Annotated in this window: 10 protein-coding genes; 2 read left to right on the plus strand and 8 right to left on the minus strand. The window is 60.1% G+C overall.

Annotation, left to right across the window (positions count from 1 at the left end):
- Positions 1-25 precede the first annotated feature (25 nt).
- From HWN72_RS28055 to HWN72_RS28075, 5 genes are all read right to left on the minus strand, one after another.
- The gene (locus HWN72_RS28055; protein WP_211152027.1) at positions 26-277 is read right to left on the minus strand and encodes a hypothetical protein; all 252 of its coding nucleotides are present in this window, start codon (positions 275-277) and stop codon (positions 26-28) included.
- Between the two features lie 36 nt (positions 278-313).
- Positions 314-649, minus strand: a complete 336-nt coding sequence (locus HWN72_RS28060) for a DUF2726 domain-containing protein (protein ID WP_248006412.1) — start codon at positions 647-649, stop codon at positions 314-316.
- A 308-nt stretch (positions 650-957) separates the two neighbouring features.
- Positions 958-1,983 (minus strand): IS110 family transposase, encoded by a 1,026-nt coding sequence (locus HWN72_RS28065; RefSeq protein WP_211152028.1) that lies wholly within the window; start codon positions 1,981-1,983, stop codon positions 958-960.
- Positions 1,984-2,277: 294 nt separating this feature from the next.
- Positions 2,278-5,709, minus strand: a complete 3,432-nt coding sequence (mobF, locus tag HWN72_RS28070; RefSeq protein WP_211152029.1) for a MobF family relaxase — start codon at positions 5,707-5,709, stop codon at positions 2,278-2,280.
- 2 nt (positions 5,710-5,711) lie between these two features.
- A complete protein-coding gene (locus tag HWN72_RS28075) occupies positions 5,712-8,150 on the minus strand; it encodes a type IV secretion system DNA-binding domain-containing protein (protein ID WP_211152030.1) in 2,439 nt (812 codons plus the stop codon).
- Positions 8,151-8,271: 121 nt separating this feature from the next.
- Between HWN72_RS28075 and HWN72_RS28080 the strand changes: the two genes are divergently transcribed.
- On the plus strand, positions 8,272-8,505 hold the full coding sequence (locus HWN72_RS28080; RefSeq protein WP_211152031.1) for a hypothetical protein: 234 nt from the start codon (positions 8,272-8,274) through the stop codon (positions 8,503-8,505).
- A 704-nt stretch (positions 8,506-9,209) separates the two neighbouring features.
- Here the strand turns inward: HWN72_RS28080 and HWN72_RS28085 are convergent.
- The 3 genes from HWN72_RS28085 to HWN72_RS28095 form a co-directional block, all read right to left on the minus strand.
- Positions 9,210-10,358, minus strand: a complete 1,149-nt coding sequence (locus tag HWN72_RS28085; RefSeq protein ID WP_211152032.1) for a DUF2493 domain-containing protein — start codon at positions 10,356-10,358, stop codon at positions 9,210-9,212.
- A 75-nt stretch (positions 10,359-10,433) separates the two neighbouring features.
- On the minus strand, positions 10,434-10,877 hold the full coding sequence (locus HWN72_RS28090) for a DUF736 domain-containing protein (protein WP_069709960.1): 444 nt from the start codon (positions 10,875-10,877) through the stop codon (positions 10,434-10,436).
- Positions 10,878-11,692: 815 nt separating this feature from the next.
- The gene (locus tag HWN72_RS28095; RefSeq protein ID WP_156800005.1) at positions 11,693-12,244 is read right to left on the minus strand and encodes a hypothetical protein; all 552 of its coding nucleotides are present in this window, start codon (positions 12,242-12,244) and stop codon (positions 11,693-11,695) included.
- A 500-nt stretch (positions 12,245-12,744) separates the two neighbouring features.
- Between HWN72_RS28095 and HWN72_RS28100 the strand changes: the two genes are divergently transcribed.
- Positions 12,745-14,280, plus strand: a complete 1,536-nt coding sequence (locus HWN72_RS28100; protein WP_051587224.1) for an ISNCY family transposase — start codon at positions 12,745-12,747, stop codon at positions 14,278-14,280.
- Positions 14,281-14,424: the final 144 nt, after the last annotated feature.

Raw genomic sequence — 14,424 nt, forward strand, 5'->3', positions numbered from 1 at the left:
CTGCGGCGGCCTATCTCGTCCAGCGTCAACTATGATGGCCGCACTGCCTCCGGAAGCAGCGTGCTATGAAATGCGCGCTTACGTTTTTTTGATAGTCAAAGCCTTGGTTCTTTTCAGCGAACCAAAGGCCATCGTTTTTCCCAATCCAGCTTGCAGAGCCTATGGGGGTGTCATCATCACGCTCGCTGCGGCCCTTCTTGTCGTTCCAGCGGGTGCCACCAAGCGCTCTGCGCTTTCGGTAGCGATCGCGCATATAGTCTCGATCATCGATTCCCATTGGGGCCGCCCTTACTGTTGGCTGAAAAGGGAGGCATCAGCAGTGATGACACTGCCTGATGCACCTCCTCGAAGCGGGGTTGGACAGATCGGCCAATGCGCACGGTTCGATAACCAGCATATAGCTAGTCATGGCATCGCGAGCGCGATCGCGAGCCGCATTGTGACTGTAATCATCGACTTCGATCAGCGCGAGGATCGCGCCCGTCGCCCGATCCTGCGCGACGAAATCAACGATTTTCTGCGAGAACGCGTTGCGATCGGAGTGACGGGATTTTCGCAATGGGTTTGTGGGGGCCTTGAGCAAAGCACCCATCGCCACCTGCGCGTGAATGCGGCAATGGGGCAGGGCCCGTTCCAAAGCGATCAGCATCGCAGCCTCACGTTTGGTCAGGAAGGGTCGTCTAATCGTGCGTCATAGAGCAAGTCCTTTCTGTGCTTGGTTGATGTTCAGCGTCATGGCGCCATCGTTGTATGCCGGGAGCAGGGTCGTCTTCGCGGTCGGCATTAGCCGCCGCATGATGGGCTTCGCGGGAAGAGCCTTCCAATGTTTCGGGCGCACTCAGCTTAAATAGCTGTGCAACCCTTCGAGCGGAATGGCTCGGCCCACGTCCCCGGCAGGGACATGACGCCGGCCTTCAGATCATGAACGCCAAGGAGAAATGAGCAAAACGCGGGCAGTCATGCTGTTGCACCTATGGCAGGGTCGAAGAGTTCGCCCGATTTGAGCATGGTATGCATAATGACGGCCAGCTTGCGGGCAACGGCGACCGCAGCGCGCTTGAAGCCAATCCGTTCCCTGAGCTTCAGACCCCACTCTCGCAGACCGCTATCGGCCTGGCTGCGGGCGAGAACAGTCACCGCCGCCTCGTAAAGTAATCCGCGAAGGTGCTTGTCGCCGCGTCGGGAAATATGGCCGTCGTAGTCGATCTCACCCGATTGATAACGTCGGGTCGTCAGTCCGAGCCAGGCTCCCACTGACCGGGATTTCCTGAAGTTTGCCGGATCTTCAATGGCCGCCATGAACGAAGTGGCAGTGATGCTACCGACCCCTGGAATCGACATCAGGATCTGACAGTCTTGGCTTTGCCGCGCCTCACTAATCAACTGGCGGCTTAGTTCAGCCACATGTTGGCGCAGGCTGCGCCAGCTTTCGAGAAGGGGCAGAATGATCCGAGCCAGAGATGCCTCATCCGCCAATAGATCCCGGACGTTCTTCTCGAAGACGCTTCCTCGACCGGCGGGGACAACGAGACCAAAGGTCTTCATGAGGCCGCGGATCTGATTGGATAGCTCAACCGTGATCTGTACCAATCGCGTGCGGGCTGCGACCCGCGCGCGCGTCAACATGCTGTCGAAGGTCTTCACCCGTACCTGCTTGAAATAGCCAATCTCGGCAAGCTGGGCCAATCCATCCGCGTCATTCGCGTCGGTCTTATTGGGTGCCATGTCGAGCGCCTTGGCCGCATGTCGCGCATCAATGCAAATCGCCGGTAGCCCTTCGGCTGTTAGCGCATGCCAGAACCACACGGAGAGCGGACCAGTCTCGAAAACGATCCGTTCGACCCCGGGCGCACGTTTGCGCACGAGCTGCGCAATGATCTTGGGATCGGAGGCGCATTTGCCGCGCCATATTCGCTTGCCTTCGCACCGGATCGAGACCGCGGTCTCTTTCATCGACACGTCGAGTCCGATATACTTTGCCATGACTGTTCCTCCATGGATGCTTGGGCCCGGTGTCCATCGTGAGCCCGTATCTTCATCCTATCGGGGAACAGTCACCTGCTACTACACCCACCGGGCGTCAGGACGACTCGCTCCCGCGATTATCCCATGTTTCGAGACAGGCTTCGGCGCTGTGTTGAGGCCAGCCAAAGCCTTCAGAAGCGCTAATCCCACCACCAGCAGGATGAGCATTCCGATTTTGGTTTCATCCATGATCAATCAGCCCCTTGGGTACGGAGGGTAGGGAGGCACAGCGGTCAAAGGGGATGATTTTGGTCATAGATCGAGTCCCAGGTTCTTTTCGGGCAGGCCCGGAATTTGGCCGTCATCACGGCCAGGCATCGGCGGAATGCCGGTGAGGTCATCAATGGTGGTGTCGACGAGGCCGAGGCCATCCCCCTCGAGGTGATCCAGCAGTGCTTGCCGGAGCGGATCGGCGTCTTCCTTGTCCTGCACGGGGGCAGGGGGCTCGTCGGCGCCGGGGTCGTAGATCTGATCGGCACTGGCATCGAAGGTGGAATAGTCAGTTTCCGATGGCCCCATCGGGGGCAGGTCATCCAAATCCATTGAATCGGTACCGGACATGCCGTTCCGGCTCGTCTCAACGTCGCTGCGCCCTGCGGGCGAGTTCTCGTTGCCATAGCTGCCAGTGCCAGCGCCGCCGTCATGTGCATCGGCTTCGGGCATTGGGGGCAGGTCGCCCAAATCAGCGGTGGCATCGCTGCCAGGGCCGTTCGGCGCGCCACCGGCACCCTTTTCCCCCTCGAGCGCATCAAATGCGGCGGTCAGTGCAGCGTCTGCCGCTTCCTGCTTGGCATCGACACCATCAATATCGAGCTTCCCGGTGCTTTCGAGTGCGGAGGTCTTGTCACCGGGATTGGAGTTCAGGCGCCACTCCAGCTTCTCGCGATCGTCGACGATCATGGTGAGGCCATCGCGGACGCGAGTAACGAGGACGTTGAAAAGGCGCTGGTTCGAGAGGTTATGCTCATAGGAGAGCATCACGCCGATCCCCCTATCGGCCGTAACGCCTTGAGCCATGTGCATATTGAGGGCGTAGGCGAGGCCGATCCTACTGAGCATGGGATCACCGCGCTCCAGTGTCAGGCGCTCGTTATTCGCGGTTTCGACGGTGACGCTTCCCCCCTCGATGGAGACGATCTTTGCCAGTGCGGCATTGTCCAGACCGCGATCCTTGTCGTTGGTGGTCCAGCGGATTGTATCGCCCTCATAAATTCTGAGCGTTTCGAGGTTGGAGAGTTCGAGACGGCTACGGGTGATGCTGGGATCGATTTTCTGTGGATCGAAGCGCAAGTTGCGACCATTGGGGCCTGTGAGTTGGACCTTGCCGTTGTCGAAGATGCGGCTGACCTGATACTGCCCGCGCCCTAGCCCGACTTCTCGGATTTGCCCCGTCACCGTCAGGGTCTGGCCGACAGTATAGTGATGGGCATAGCGTAACTGCTCACGCTCTTTGCTGACCCGGTCATGGACAGTGACGTCCAGGCCATCTCCCTTCAGAGTGCCTTCCTGACGCAATCCTTCCTGAATTTCGGTATTGATCTCGGAACGTCCCTCTCGCCCCGAAACGAAGACAGCCGTAATAGCCCGTTCCTCTGCAGAGAGGGCTAACCATGTCTCGGCCGCCTGTTTCGCCGGTTCGGAATGTTCACTGACATTATCGCCCAGCACTTTCAGTGCAGCACCGGCCCGGCCAGTGTTGGCAAGCGCTGCTACAGTCAGGAGTTGCTTGTTGTCTGGATTGATACGCACGTTCTGATCCATGCGCGCCATGGTGATGCCGGCCGCCTGTACCATGGCGAAGGACTTGCCCGCGTCGATCGAGGAGAGCTGTTGACGGTCCCCGACGAAAGCAACCTTCTCAATGCCGAGCGCTTCGGAGATGCGCATCAGCTTGAGCATGTCGTCGCTTGAGACCATCGAGGTCTCGTCGACAACGACGATCGTTCCGGCCAGTTCGTTGCGGCGCTCCTGTACCCCCGGAGTGTTTGGATCGCTGAGAAATTTCTCATTCTGCCAGACGAATGACGCGATGGTCTGCGCCGACACCCCGGCCTTTTCCATATCCTTGGCCGTGAGGTGCCTGGGCATCATGCCCTCGCGCATGTCGCCGACCATCTTGTTCTGGAACGCGAGACCGAGCACTTGCTTACCCTCATCGCGCGCGACGGCAGCGACAGTCTGCAGCATGGTGGACTTGCCAGCGCCGGCGACGCCCTGGACGACGACGTAGCGGTCCCGGCTCGAAATGATCATGGTGGCGGCCGCGAGCTGCCCCTGGTTCAGTTGACGGGGCGCTGCGGCCTCCTGAAGCCGCGATGGCGCACTGGCTGCATCGACGATCGAGGTGCCGTTGCCATTGCCAGCTTCGACGTGATCGAGAATGGATTGCTCGACCTTCAAGGACTCGGGTGTGGTGACAGCGTCGACCATCTGACCCTTGTGTTGGATCTGACCTGAAACGAGGTTGCCATTCTTGATGAGTTGATCGATCCGCGCTTCGACATTGTCGATCGTGACACCCTTGAGGCCAAGATCGAGAGCGGACTTGGAAACCTGATGAACCTGGAAAGCAGCCTCACGCTCGCTGAGAATGCGAACGGCCGAGGCGACGGCGAATTGCGCACGGGCATCGCCCGGCGATCCTGCCAGGCGCGCAATACCGGCATCGACAAGTGGTTCTGGGGATCGCAGGAGGCCGGATAAAAATTCGCGCGCGGTGCTAACTACCTCGAGCATGGCCTTGTAGCCACAGACAGCGAGGTTTTCCGGCTGATCGCGAGAGGCGCGCAAAGCGGCGGCGAGGACGTCCTTACCGTCGAAGCCGAAAGCTTCTGCTCGATCGACCCACCCTTTGACCATGCTTTCACGGTCTTCGACGTTCAGCTTGGGGTCGCGCGTGATAACGGTGACGCTGTCGCGGCCTTTGGGGGACACAATCCCGAGCTGCTCGGACTTCAATAGGATCTCTTCGCGGCGGGTACTGAAGGCGTCGATCACCTCCTTGGGCACATCGACAATCTCGAAAGTTCCGTGCTTGCCGTCGAGGCGAACCTTATAGCCCAATTCCTCCACCCTACCGCGAAGGTAGGAATGCTGGACCGAGCCGATGACGGTGTTGTTAGACCAGATTTTGTCGGCGTGGAGCGCCTGCCATTTGCCATCTGGCATGCGTGTCATGTTGGCGACGATCGAATGGTAATGGAGCTGGGGATCGAGCGCCCGGCTCGTGTCGTGCTGGAACATGGCATACACCAGGTTTCCAGTCGCAACGGCGGTGGTCTTGCCGTCGACCGTCTTGCGACCTTCGGCGAGGTTCCGTTCAACCCAGGCCATGGTATCCTTGACGGATAATGCGAACGCTTCCACGAGCCGCTTGTCACCGGCGATGTAGGCCATGATCGATACAGATTTTGGCGCCGAGAAGGTCAGGTCGTAGCCCGGTCTACGGTTCTCCTTCGCCTCAATCTGTTCGCCAGTTGGCGTCTCACCCAAAAGAACCTTCTCGAACGCTTCGCGGGTGACAGCGGAGCCATCGGCGATCGCGCTGCCGGCAAGGCCTTCGCCACCCCATTGGCTAACCTCTCCTGCCTGCTCGCTGGTGTAGTAATCCCCGGCAACGAAATCATCGTTGGTAAAGTATTTGGCGGCACCACCAGCGGAACGAACAGCTGCGATGGAGTGCATCGTCAGTCCCCCATCCCGATGCCGGAATCACCAGAATCGGGATGATCGTGGTGATGGCTTTGGCCGACATCAGTGCCTACGCCGGCGTCCCGCGCTTCGCGCACGCCAAGATCCTCCTCCAAGGGGTTGCTCGAAGGGCGAGAAACATCAACGTCCCTGTGTGATGATCGCGAGGCGACCTCCAGGTCATCGCGACTGGAAACCGCGATGTTGGAACGAATCCCTGAGCGCTCGGGTGTGTCGAGACCGTTGTGGTCGACCGTATCACCCTTAGCCGCATCGCCTCTGGTGGTTGCCGAATGGGTTGCACCGGGGTCCATGCGATCGAGGGCTTCACGGGCATTGGGATCGCGTCCCTCCTGCTCTTCCCGATCCTGCTCGGAGGGTTGCGATAGGATGTTGGCGGCAAGCGCAATCGGTGCATCGCGCGCTGCCACTTCCTCGTCACTGAGCGCGATGTTTTCACCACGCCCACCGTCATCTCCACCCTTTGGCTTACCCCCACCTCCGCGACCTTTGCCATCTGGATCGTCCGGCTTTGACGGCGGCCGCCGCATGAAGCCTTCTGCGACCTTGGCATAGTGTTGCCACTCGAGGCGGATACGAGCCGCTGGAAATCCGTCAGCGAATTTCACGAAGCCGTGCATCGACGGCAGGTTCATGATGTCGTCGGGAATGACGAGCGGTTCGATCTGCTTCCGGGGCGTCAGCGTCGATGCATCGCGCGTGGAATTGTAGCCGTAGGAATAGCCCTCATCCATCTGCCGGATTTCGCGATTGCCGATGTAGCGAGCGCACTGCTCGGCCGTGTCGAGGTCGGCGGCCGCCAGCATCAGCTTGGTACGCGCTAGGGACGACAGGTTGCGGGCGTTCTCCTCCCCGTAAACCTGCACCAATTTGTCGAAGGAGTGCAGGCCAAGGATCATGGCGCCGCCAAAATTTCGAGCGGTCTGAAGGCCATTCTCGATGGCGGGCAAGCGGTGAAGTGCGCCCAGCTCGTCGAACATGAACCAGGTGCGCAAGCTGCGGGTGTGCGCCATGGTCATGAGCGAGTGGATGGCAAGGTTCGACCACAGGGTCAGGAGGGCCTTGTTCATCTCGAGATCGGTGTACGTGCAGGTGATGAAGAGGATCGATCCGGGCTGCTTCTCGCCAGTGATCCACTGTTTGATTGAGTAGGGCTTACCATCGTCAGGAAGGAAGCGTAGCGCCTGCGCATTGGTGTTGAAGACAGCGCGGATTGATTCCGCCATGCGCGCCGCTTCAGGGGCGGTCAGAGGGTCTGCAATCGTCTTCTGGAGGTGCCTGTGGACCTGCTTGAGGTCGGCGGTCATCAGATTGTCCGCAAGGGCCTGATTGGAGGTCTGTCCCTTCTCGATCAGCTTCATGCACATTTCGATGAAGAGGGTACGCGCTGCGAGGGCCCAGAACGGTTCCGACGAGCCGCCATCGGAGGGTATCAGCGCGGCGGCTGCGGCCGTGAACTCGCTGTAGGTTTGGCAATCGTTGAAGATCGACCAGGCCGGGCAGCGCACGTCCATGGGATTGAGGATCGTGTCTCTCTCGGGGTCGTAGAACGCCTCGACGTAAGCGCCGGTAAGATCGAACACGACGGCGTTGTCTTCGCGCTCACGCATCTGTTCCAGGTGCTTACGCAGGACGGTCGTTTTGCCGGTGCCGGTAGTGCCCAGCAGCATGGTGTGGGATTGCTCGAGCCGGTGCGGGTAGGGGATGCCAGCGATGTGGTAGGGATGGTGTATTCCAGCTGCCTTGCGAGCCGCGAAGGGTAGGGCAAGGACTTCCTTTGCTGACAGGTCCGGGAAGAGGTCTTTGGCCTCTTCGACGAACTTGGTTTGATTGTGCTGGCTGATCTCCTTGTAGAGCAGATCCCGGTCCACCAACATCGCACCGCGTTCGTGGCGTTCTTCCATGATTGAGCCGCCCCGGCGGCGGGAGAAATCAACGTACCAGATCGATGCCGGGATGGTCGCGAAGGAGGCGATAAGAGCCGAGCCTATAATGCCGCGCATCGCCTTGTGCCAGGCGAGCGCTACTTCGGGCACATAGGGGACGTATCCCATGAATGTGTGCCGCACGGTATGGTCGGGAAGCTGCAGGTTAGCCTGCTTCATGGGATCGAGGGCACACCAGTCCCAAAGCCACGACAGCACGCGCATGCAGATGAGCTGGAAGTTGTTCTCGTCGAGCGTGAACGACAGGATCGTGAAGTAGGAGAGGGCGAAGATTCCGAGCCACATGAGGAAGGGCATTTTTGCGCCCTGCAGCCACATGATGACCTGGGTGTTGAGCAACTGGCTCCCACGCACGAAATTGCCGTTGTTACGGGGGGTGTCACCGCGCGCGGAATGGTGTTTGAGAGGGACGGGCCGACCGTCGTCGCGAATGTCTTCGCGGTCTTTTTTGCCGTCCTTACGCGCCATGATAGCGCTCCATGCGACGGGTCGTTTCCTCTAGGACGAGTTTCCGATGATCGGGGTGTTCTTCGCGCAGGATCGTATCGACGGCAGCCTGTGTGTACTCACACACTCTCGCTAGTCGAAGGTGGCTGGCATTATCGAGTACGCCACCGTCCAGGTGACGCTTGACGATGAACCTTACGAGATCGGCAAAGGATCTGTCTTGGTCGGCAGCGATCGCGTCGAGCCGGTCAAGATCGTGTTTGTCGAACCTTACGGATCGCTGGGTACTTCTCATTTTCAAACCACCCTCTCGAATGAGGGGATGGTGAGCTTTTGCGGAAAGCGGTCATTTACTACTCGCGGTCCCTACGGATAGCAAGTTTATTTGGGTGCCAAAGGTCCATGTAACCCCATGTAAACCCAGCCAAGCGACTGATATTTTTAATAAATAGCAATGGGTGTGAATGGGATTACATATGGGAGTGATTGGGATTACACTAAATATTGCCACAACCCATTGTAATACCGCCATAATCCTGCAACCACGTTGCGTAGGGTGTGCTACTGTAGCTGACATATCGTTGTTGGAGCCTCGGTCTGTTCTTGCGTTCGTCCGGTGCGGATATGATTCCGGTTTCCGGTGGGCACCGGGCCGCCGTGAGGCGGAAGGGCAGGGCGGTCCCGATTGTCCCGAAACGTAAGCTGCGGCGCTGGCAGACTGGCGCGGTTCCGGGTTCATGCTCGCGGCAGCAGCGCGCGCCGGGTTCGATGCCCGGCGCGCGCTCCCCCGCCCTCGATTTCTCGGGGCCAGGTCGAGCGGCGCGGGGCCGATCGTCTGGCCTGCGGCAGCTCCCTCTACCGGAGGGGGGAAGGCCGCCGCGCGCGCCGTCGCCAACGAGCCCCGGCGGGGGCGATGTTGGCGGCGGCGTGCGCGGCGGCCTGGCGTGGGGGGAACCGTAGGGTTTCCCCCACCTGGCACAAGGGCACGACAAAGGGCCAGCGCCGGGGAAGTCCCCCGATGCTGGCCCGATGCTCCTGCCAAGGAAAGGGTAGGGGCGGCGCTGGTCCGCCCCTGTTATCTCATCCCCAATTCTGCCGCTTGGCGTCGGCGGACATGGGGGCCTGTGCATCGTAGCGGAAGGCATGGGTGGGAACGCCCGCGTCCTTCAGTTCGTCGAGCAAGTGCGACTGAATGCCGGTGCCTTGGCAAATGATGGCTTCGACGGGCCGGAGGCTGACAAGCTGGTCATTGCGCTTGAAACCGGCGCTCTTTCCGAAGCGCTGGGCGTTCGGGGCGAAAGTGACAATCGGCACGCCAGCTTGTGCGGCCCAAGCTGCGGCGATGGCGTCGCATCCCTTGCGCTGGCCGGTGGTGCAAAGCGTCATGCTCGGGATACGGGCCTTGATCTGGTCAAGGCGGGCGTAAAGCTGCTGGTAGTCGTGCCATTCCTGACCGCCGGAAAAGACGACAAGCGGGCCGGTGGGGTTGCGCTTCTCGCGCAAGGCGGCCGCGCGCGCCTTGAGGAAATCGGCCGATGCGATCTGGCTTGCGGTGGTGACGCTCGAAACCCTCGATCCGCGCGCGGTACTCCATGGGCGGCCGGTCTGCGAACGGTAGCAGTTGGCGGCATAGTCGCGCATGCATTCGATCGCGGCGCGCTGCTCCATCTTGGTTTGCGCGCGGACCTGCAAATCTTCCATCTCGGTTGCATAGATTTCGCTGCGGTCGTCCTGCTCGATCCGGTCTTTCAGGTCACGGCAAAGCGTGTCCTCCTCGCGGGCCAGCTTCTCCGCTTCGTAGTGAAACGAATTGACGATGCCCCATGCGATCGCCTGCGCGCTCGGCTCAAGGCGGGTATCGCGGAAAAGGTCAAAGATGGTGTTGATGATGGCGTGACATTCTGCCTGCGCCTCGGCAGGCTCGGGCATGTCCAGTTCCTGCCGCTCGCCCCCCATGTCGAGGATGGAAAGCGCGGTCACGTCGCCGAATGCCTCGGTGAAGCTGTCGAGCACGGAATCTTGCGCGATCATGTCGGCAATCTCTGCCTCCCGCGCCAGTGCTGCCAGCTCGTCGGGGGTGGCTGCGGTTCCGGCTTCCTGCTCGCCGTTCATGGTGTCGGCAATCGCCTTGTCCAGATACTGCTTTCGCAGTTCGGCGGGCGTGGTGCCGATGGCCTTGGCGAGGTCGGCAAAGCTGCTATAGCTGCGGCTGTTCGTTTCCTTGGTCATGATAACTCATCCTTGGCAGGGGATAGCGAAAGGGTCGGGAGAGGGGTTCCAGCTCTCTCCCTTCCCGACGGGGGTTTAGAACGCGGGGATGTGATCCTCTTCGTCCTGCGTGATACGGCCATCTTCGGTTGCGTTGCCTTCACCGAAACTGTCATCACGCTGGCGGCGACGGGACTGGCGGGTTCCGTCCATGTTCTGGCGAACGGGGGCCGGGCGGTTCCAGACCACGCGGAAGCCTTCTTCTACGTCGCCAAAGAGCATCACCTGAAGCGGCTCGGGCAGGCTGGGGTCATCCAAGCGGCCCTGATAGAAAACCTCGCCGGTCGAATTGCTGGTCGCTTCCCACAGTGCGCCGATCTGCGCCCAGCGCTTGCCGTTCCAAGCCATGATTTCGTAGAACGGTGCCTTGTCGTTGCTGCTGTCGACCGGGCGAAGGCCGAGACGGTGAAGGTCGATGGTCGCGGTTGCGATGGAACCGATGATCTGGCCGTTCTTGAGGGCGAAAGAACCGATGTTCATGAGTATTGCTCCTATAGTGCGGGGCCTATCCCCTTGCCTTTGGTCCGGGGCTTCTCCCCTTCCCTTCCGACACATTAATTCTACTCGCTAAACCCAAAATACTGAAATGCATTGATTTCTTGACAGATATTTACCGTACATGGTGAATCTGAGCCTAAATAGTTGGCGCGGCAGCGACATTACAAGGAAACTTCGGCCCGCCAGGGCCGTCATTACTGACCAACAGAGCGCAAAGGGGTCGGTTGTCATTCACCGCACACGGAGCCACCTTCGCCTGTGTCCCAAGTGGCACGCCGGGGATCGCTCGATCAAAAGACGTCGCGCTGCGACCTAGCGGAGCTTGCCGGTCCGCGCTGGCTGTCTGCGACCAGCAGACAAAAGCCAGCCAGCGCGGACCGGCTAGCGCAGCTTGGTTGGAGGCAGCTTTTGATTGAGCAACCCGGTGTGCGACGCCGGGACACTGGCGGGGGTGGCGCAGTTTGTGGTGAATGACCTGGCGCGAGGTTGGTGCTGGGGATCGGCGTCCTCGCCGGTCCCCAGCATAGACGAGGGAACCGGCACCGAAGGGGACGACAACAGCCGCAGGCTACTGGCGCTGTGCGTAGACCAGGAGCCGCCGTGGAGGGCTGACGGGGGGGAGGGGGCCTCATCGCGGCGCGGGGCTCTGAGGCCCGTTGCAGGCTCGCTGGCGGCGAGGGCAGGGCGCCCGGGCAAGGGATCGTTACCCGCAGGGCGGAGACCCGCAGGGGCTCCGGGAGCCGCAGGCGACTAGAGCCCGGTCTCGCCGCAGGCGAGATGACCCCTACTGCTAACTGTTACAGTTCTGAAGCTGTGGTAGGAACCGGTGATGGAGGGCTATCGTCACGCACAAAAAACTCGAACTCGCCTCGTGTTGCATTGTCTTTAGCATGTCGTCGGAATGAGAGATTACCTTGTGAAAAGCACCATCGCATTTCATCGCCAGCAAAAGTTGCCCCGAAAGCATTCTGTAGCGTCTTGTGTTCTTCCAGACACGGATCGCCGTAAATAGGACGAATAACGCGAAGAATTTCGTCATAGTCTGACGGGTCTATCTTGATTGAGAACCAGTCGAGCTTTCCATCCTTACGAAAGATGACGTCGCTACCCCTTGCCGTGATACCGGCCACTTCGTTTTTGGCGAACATGCAGCTGTGGCCGCCATCGATTCCGTCCGAGCAGGCGTAAACGGCCTTGATCTCCAGCGCCTGGTTATAGCTTGTTTTCCCAGGCACCAGGTCACGGAAGGAAAACTCCTGCGGTGCGTCAGTTTTATCAGTTGAGGGGCTATCTACATTTGATGGTGCGCTGGAGTTGCAACCTGCAAGCAGAATGGCTGCGCTCGCCAAAACCAAGCGAGTATGTAGCATTTTGTTCTAGCCCCCATGTTGCTGCTTTAGCGACCAGTAGCGGGAGGAGAATTTTTTTGAAGTGTCGATCGCGAGGTCTCGCTGTCTATTTATTACCCCGATCCGTAATTCCGTAGGCAGCAAGGCCAAGCCACGAGCCGTTCCCACCGCGGAACTGACGGACGACGTCACCGCGATCCCAGTGTCCGGTGGAGATGCCTCGCCGATTGATCCCGCCGACAGGGCGGGTCCGTGCTGCCAGCAGGCGCGCGCGGCGCGTGTCACGATCGAGATGGCGCAGTGGTTCCATGTCACAGATCCTTTCGGAATGATGGATCGGGTGTAGCGCGACAAACTGGATGATGATTGCGCGTCAATCAGGATGAGAATGTGATTGTCGCGGCGCGTCGATCAGTGCCGCATTGCCTCGCCTGAAATGCTCCCGGCAAACCTGCCGTTGCCTCATCTAAACTGCTCCCGGCATTGGCCGGGAGGGAACGATGCGGAAGGTGAGCATGGCGACGCGCAGGGAATTGATTGAAGCAGTCGGCGAGCGGTATCGCTCGGCCGATCGCGCGAGCAAGGGCAAGGTTCTCGACGAATTCGTCGCGATCACAGGTTTCCACCGGAAGCATGCAATGAGACTATTGCGGGCGGAGCCGTTGATCAGGGAAACGACGCGACCCGAGCGGAGAATTTACAACGAGGCGGTGCGCGGAGCGTTGCTCGTATTGTGGGAGGCCAGCGACCGCCTGTGCGGCAAGCGACTTCGGCCGCTTATCCCGATTCTGATCGAGGCGATGGAGGGCCATGGCCATCTTGATCTCGATCCGGCGATCAAAGGAAGCTTGTTGCAGATGAGCCCGGCCACGATTGACCGTGTTTTACAGACCGCGAAAGGGAACAGCCATAAGGTCCGGCGTCGCGGCGTGGCGGGATCTGAACTTAGGCGCAGTGTTCCGATCCGAACATTCAGCGATTGGGGAGATCCGGCGCCGGGACATATGGAGGCCGACCTTGTTTCTCATAGCGGTCCGGTGGCGAAAGGGAGTTGGACTTGGACGCTGACGTTGACGGATATCGCGACAGGCTGGACCGAATGCGCACCGTTGCTGGTGCGCGAGCAAACGTTGTTGGTGGAGGTACTCAAGGAGCTGCGCAAGCTGATGCCGTTCCCGTTGCTGGGATTTGATTCCGACAATGACAGCGTGTTCATCAATGAAACCGTGCGCGATTACTGCGCGACGACGGAAATCGCGTTTACCCGCTGCCGCCCCTATCGCAAGAACGATCAGGCCTGGGTCGAGCAGAAGAACGGTTCGGTTGTACGCCGTCTGGTGGGCTATCGCCGGTTTGAGGGACTGGAAGCAGCTGGGTTGCTCGCCGAATTGTATGCGGCGGCGCGCCTGTTCGTGAACTTCTTCCAGCCCTCATTCAAGTTGGCGGAGAAGCGCCGCGACGGCGCCAAAGTCCACAAGCGCTATCACGCTCCCGCGACACCGTTCCAGCGTTTGATGGATGACCCGCGGACCAGCGAGCAGACACGCGAACGGCTACGGGACCTCGCCGCCAGACTGGATCCGGTTCGACTGCTGCGAGACATCCGCACCGCGCAGCAGAAACTGGTGGTCCTGGCCGACGCCGTCGTCTTGGCAGATCCCACCGAAACCTCCCCCCCACCGCTGGGGGCGTTCCTCTCGAGCCTGAAAGTTTTATGGCACAATGGTGAGGCGCGGCCCACGGCGGTTGATAAAGCGCCGCGCAAGCGAGAACGGCGTCGACCGGATCCACTGCTTCAGGTTACCGACCAGTTAAAGGCCTGGTTCGAAGACGAGCCTTGGCGTACCGGGCGGGAGTTACTGGAGAAATTGCAAGCCGAGCAGCCGAACATCTACCCGGACGGCCTCCTGCGGACTATCCAGCGCCGTCTGAAAGGCTGGCGCACCGAACACGCGCGAGCGCTGGTGTTCAGCCACTCTTCCGGGCTGGCCAGCGCCGCGCCAGGCGACACGGAAACCATCCTCACGGCCATGTGACGGATTACCGTTCCGCCTCGCCTACGGCTCAGCTGCACGGCAATCCGTCACATGCAATGGCATTGCTGCGCGAGGGCCTGTAAGGAACAATTACGTGAGGCAACGGTCGCGTTGCTCGGGAACATTTCTTCGTGAGGCAACACG

This window comes from Novosphingobium sp. HR1a, assembly GCF_015594425.1.
Lineage (GTDB): Bacteria > Pseudomonadota > Alphaproteobacteria > Sphingomonadales > Sphingomonadaceae > Novosphingobium > Novosphingobium resinovorum_A.

Excerpts from the sequence above, each read along its gene's own strand:
- HWN72_RS28100 (WP_051587224.1), top strand. The coding sequence starts at position 12,745 with ATGCGGAAGGTGAGCATGGCGACGCGCAGGGAATTGATTGAAGCAGTC.
- HWN72_RS28065 (WP_211152028.1), bottom strand. The coding sequence starts at position 1,983 with ATGGCAAAGTATATCGGACTCGACGTGTCGATGAAAGAGACCGCGGTC.
- HWN72_RS28090 (WP_069709960.1), bottom strand. The coding sequence starts at position 10,877 with ATGAACATCGGTTCTTTCGCCCTCAAGAACGGCCAGATCATCGGTTCC.
- HWN72_RS28055 (WP_211152027.1), bottom strand. The coding sequence starts at position 277 with ATGGGAATCGATGATCGAGACTATATGCGCGATCGCTACCGAAAGCGC.
- HWN72_RS28085 (WP_211152032.1), bottom strand. The coding sequence starts at position 10,358 with ATGACCAAGGAAACGAACAGCCGCAGCTATAGCAGCTTTGCCGACCTC.
- HWN72_RS28075 (WP_211152030.1), bottom strand. The coding sequence starts at position 8,150 with ATGGCGCGTAAGGACGGCAAAAAAGACCGCGAAGACATTCGCGACGAC.
- HWN72_RS28060 (WP_248006412.1), bottom strand. The coding sequence starts at position 649 with ATGCTGATCGCTTTGGAACGGGCCCTGCCCCATTGCCGCATTCACGCG.
- mobF (WP_211152029.1), bottom strand. The coding sequence starts at position 5,709 with ATGCACTCCATCGCAGCTGTTCGTTCCGCTGGTGGTGCCGCCAAATAC.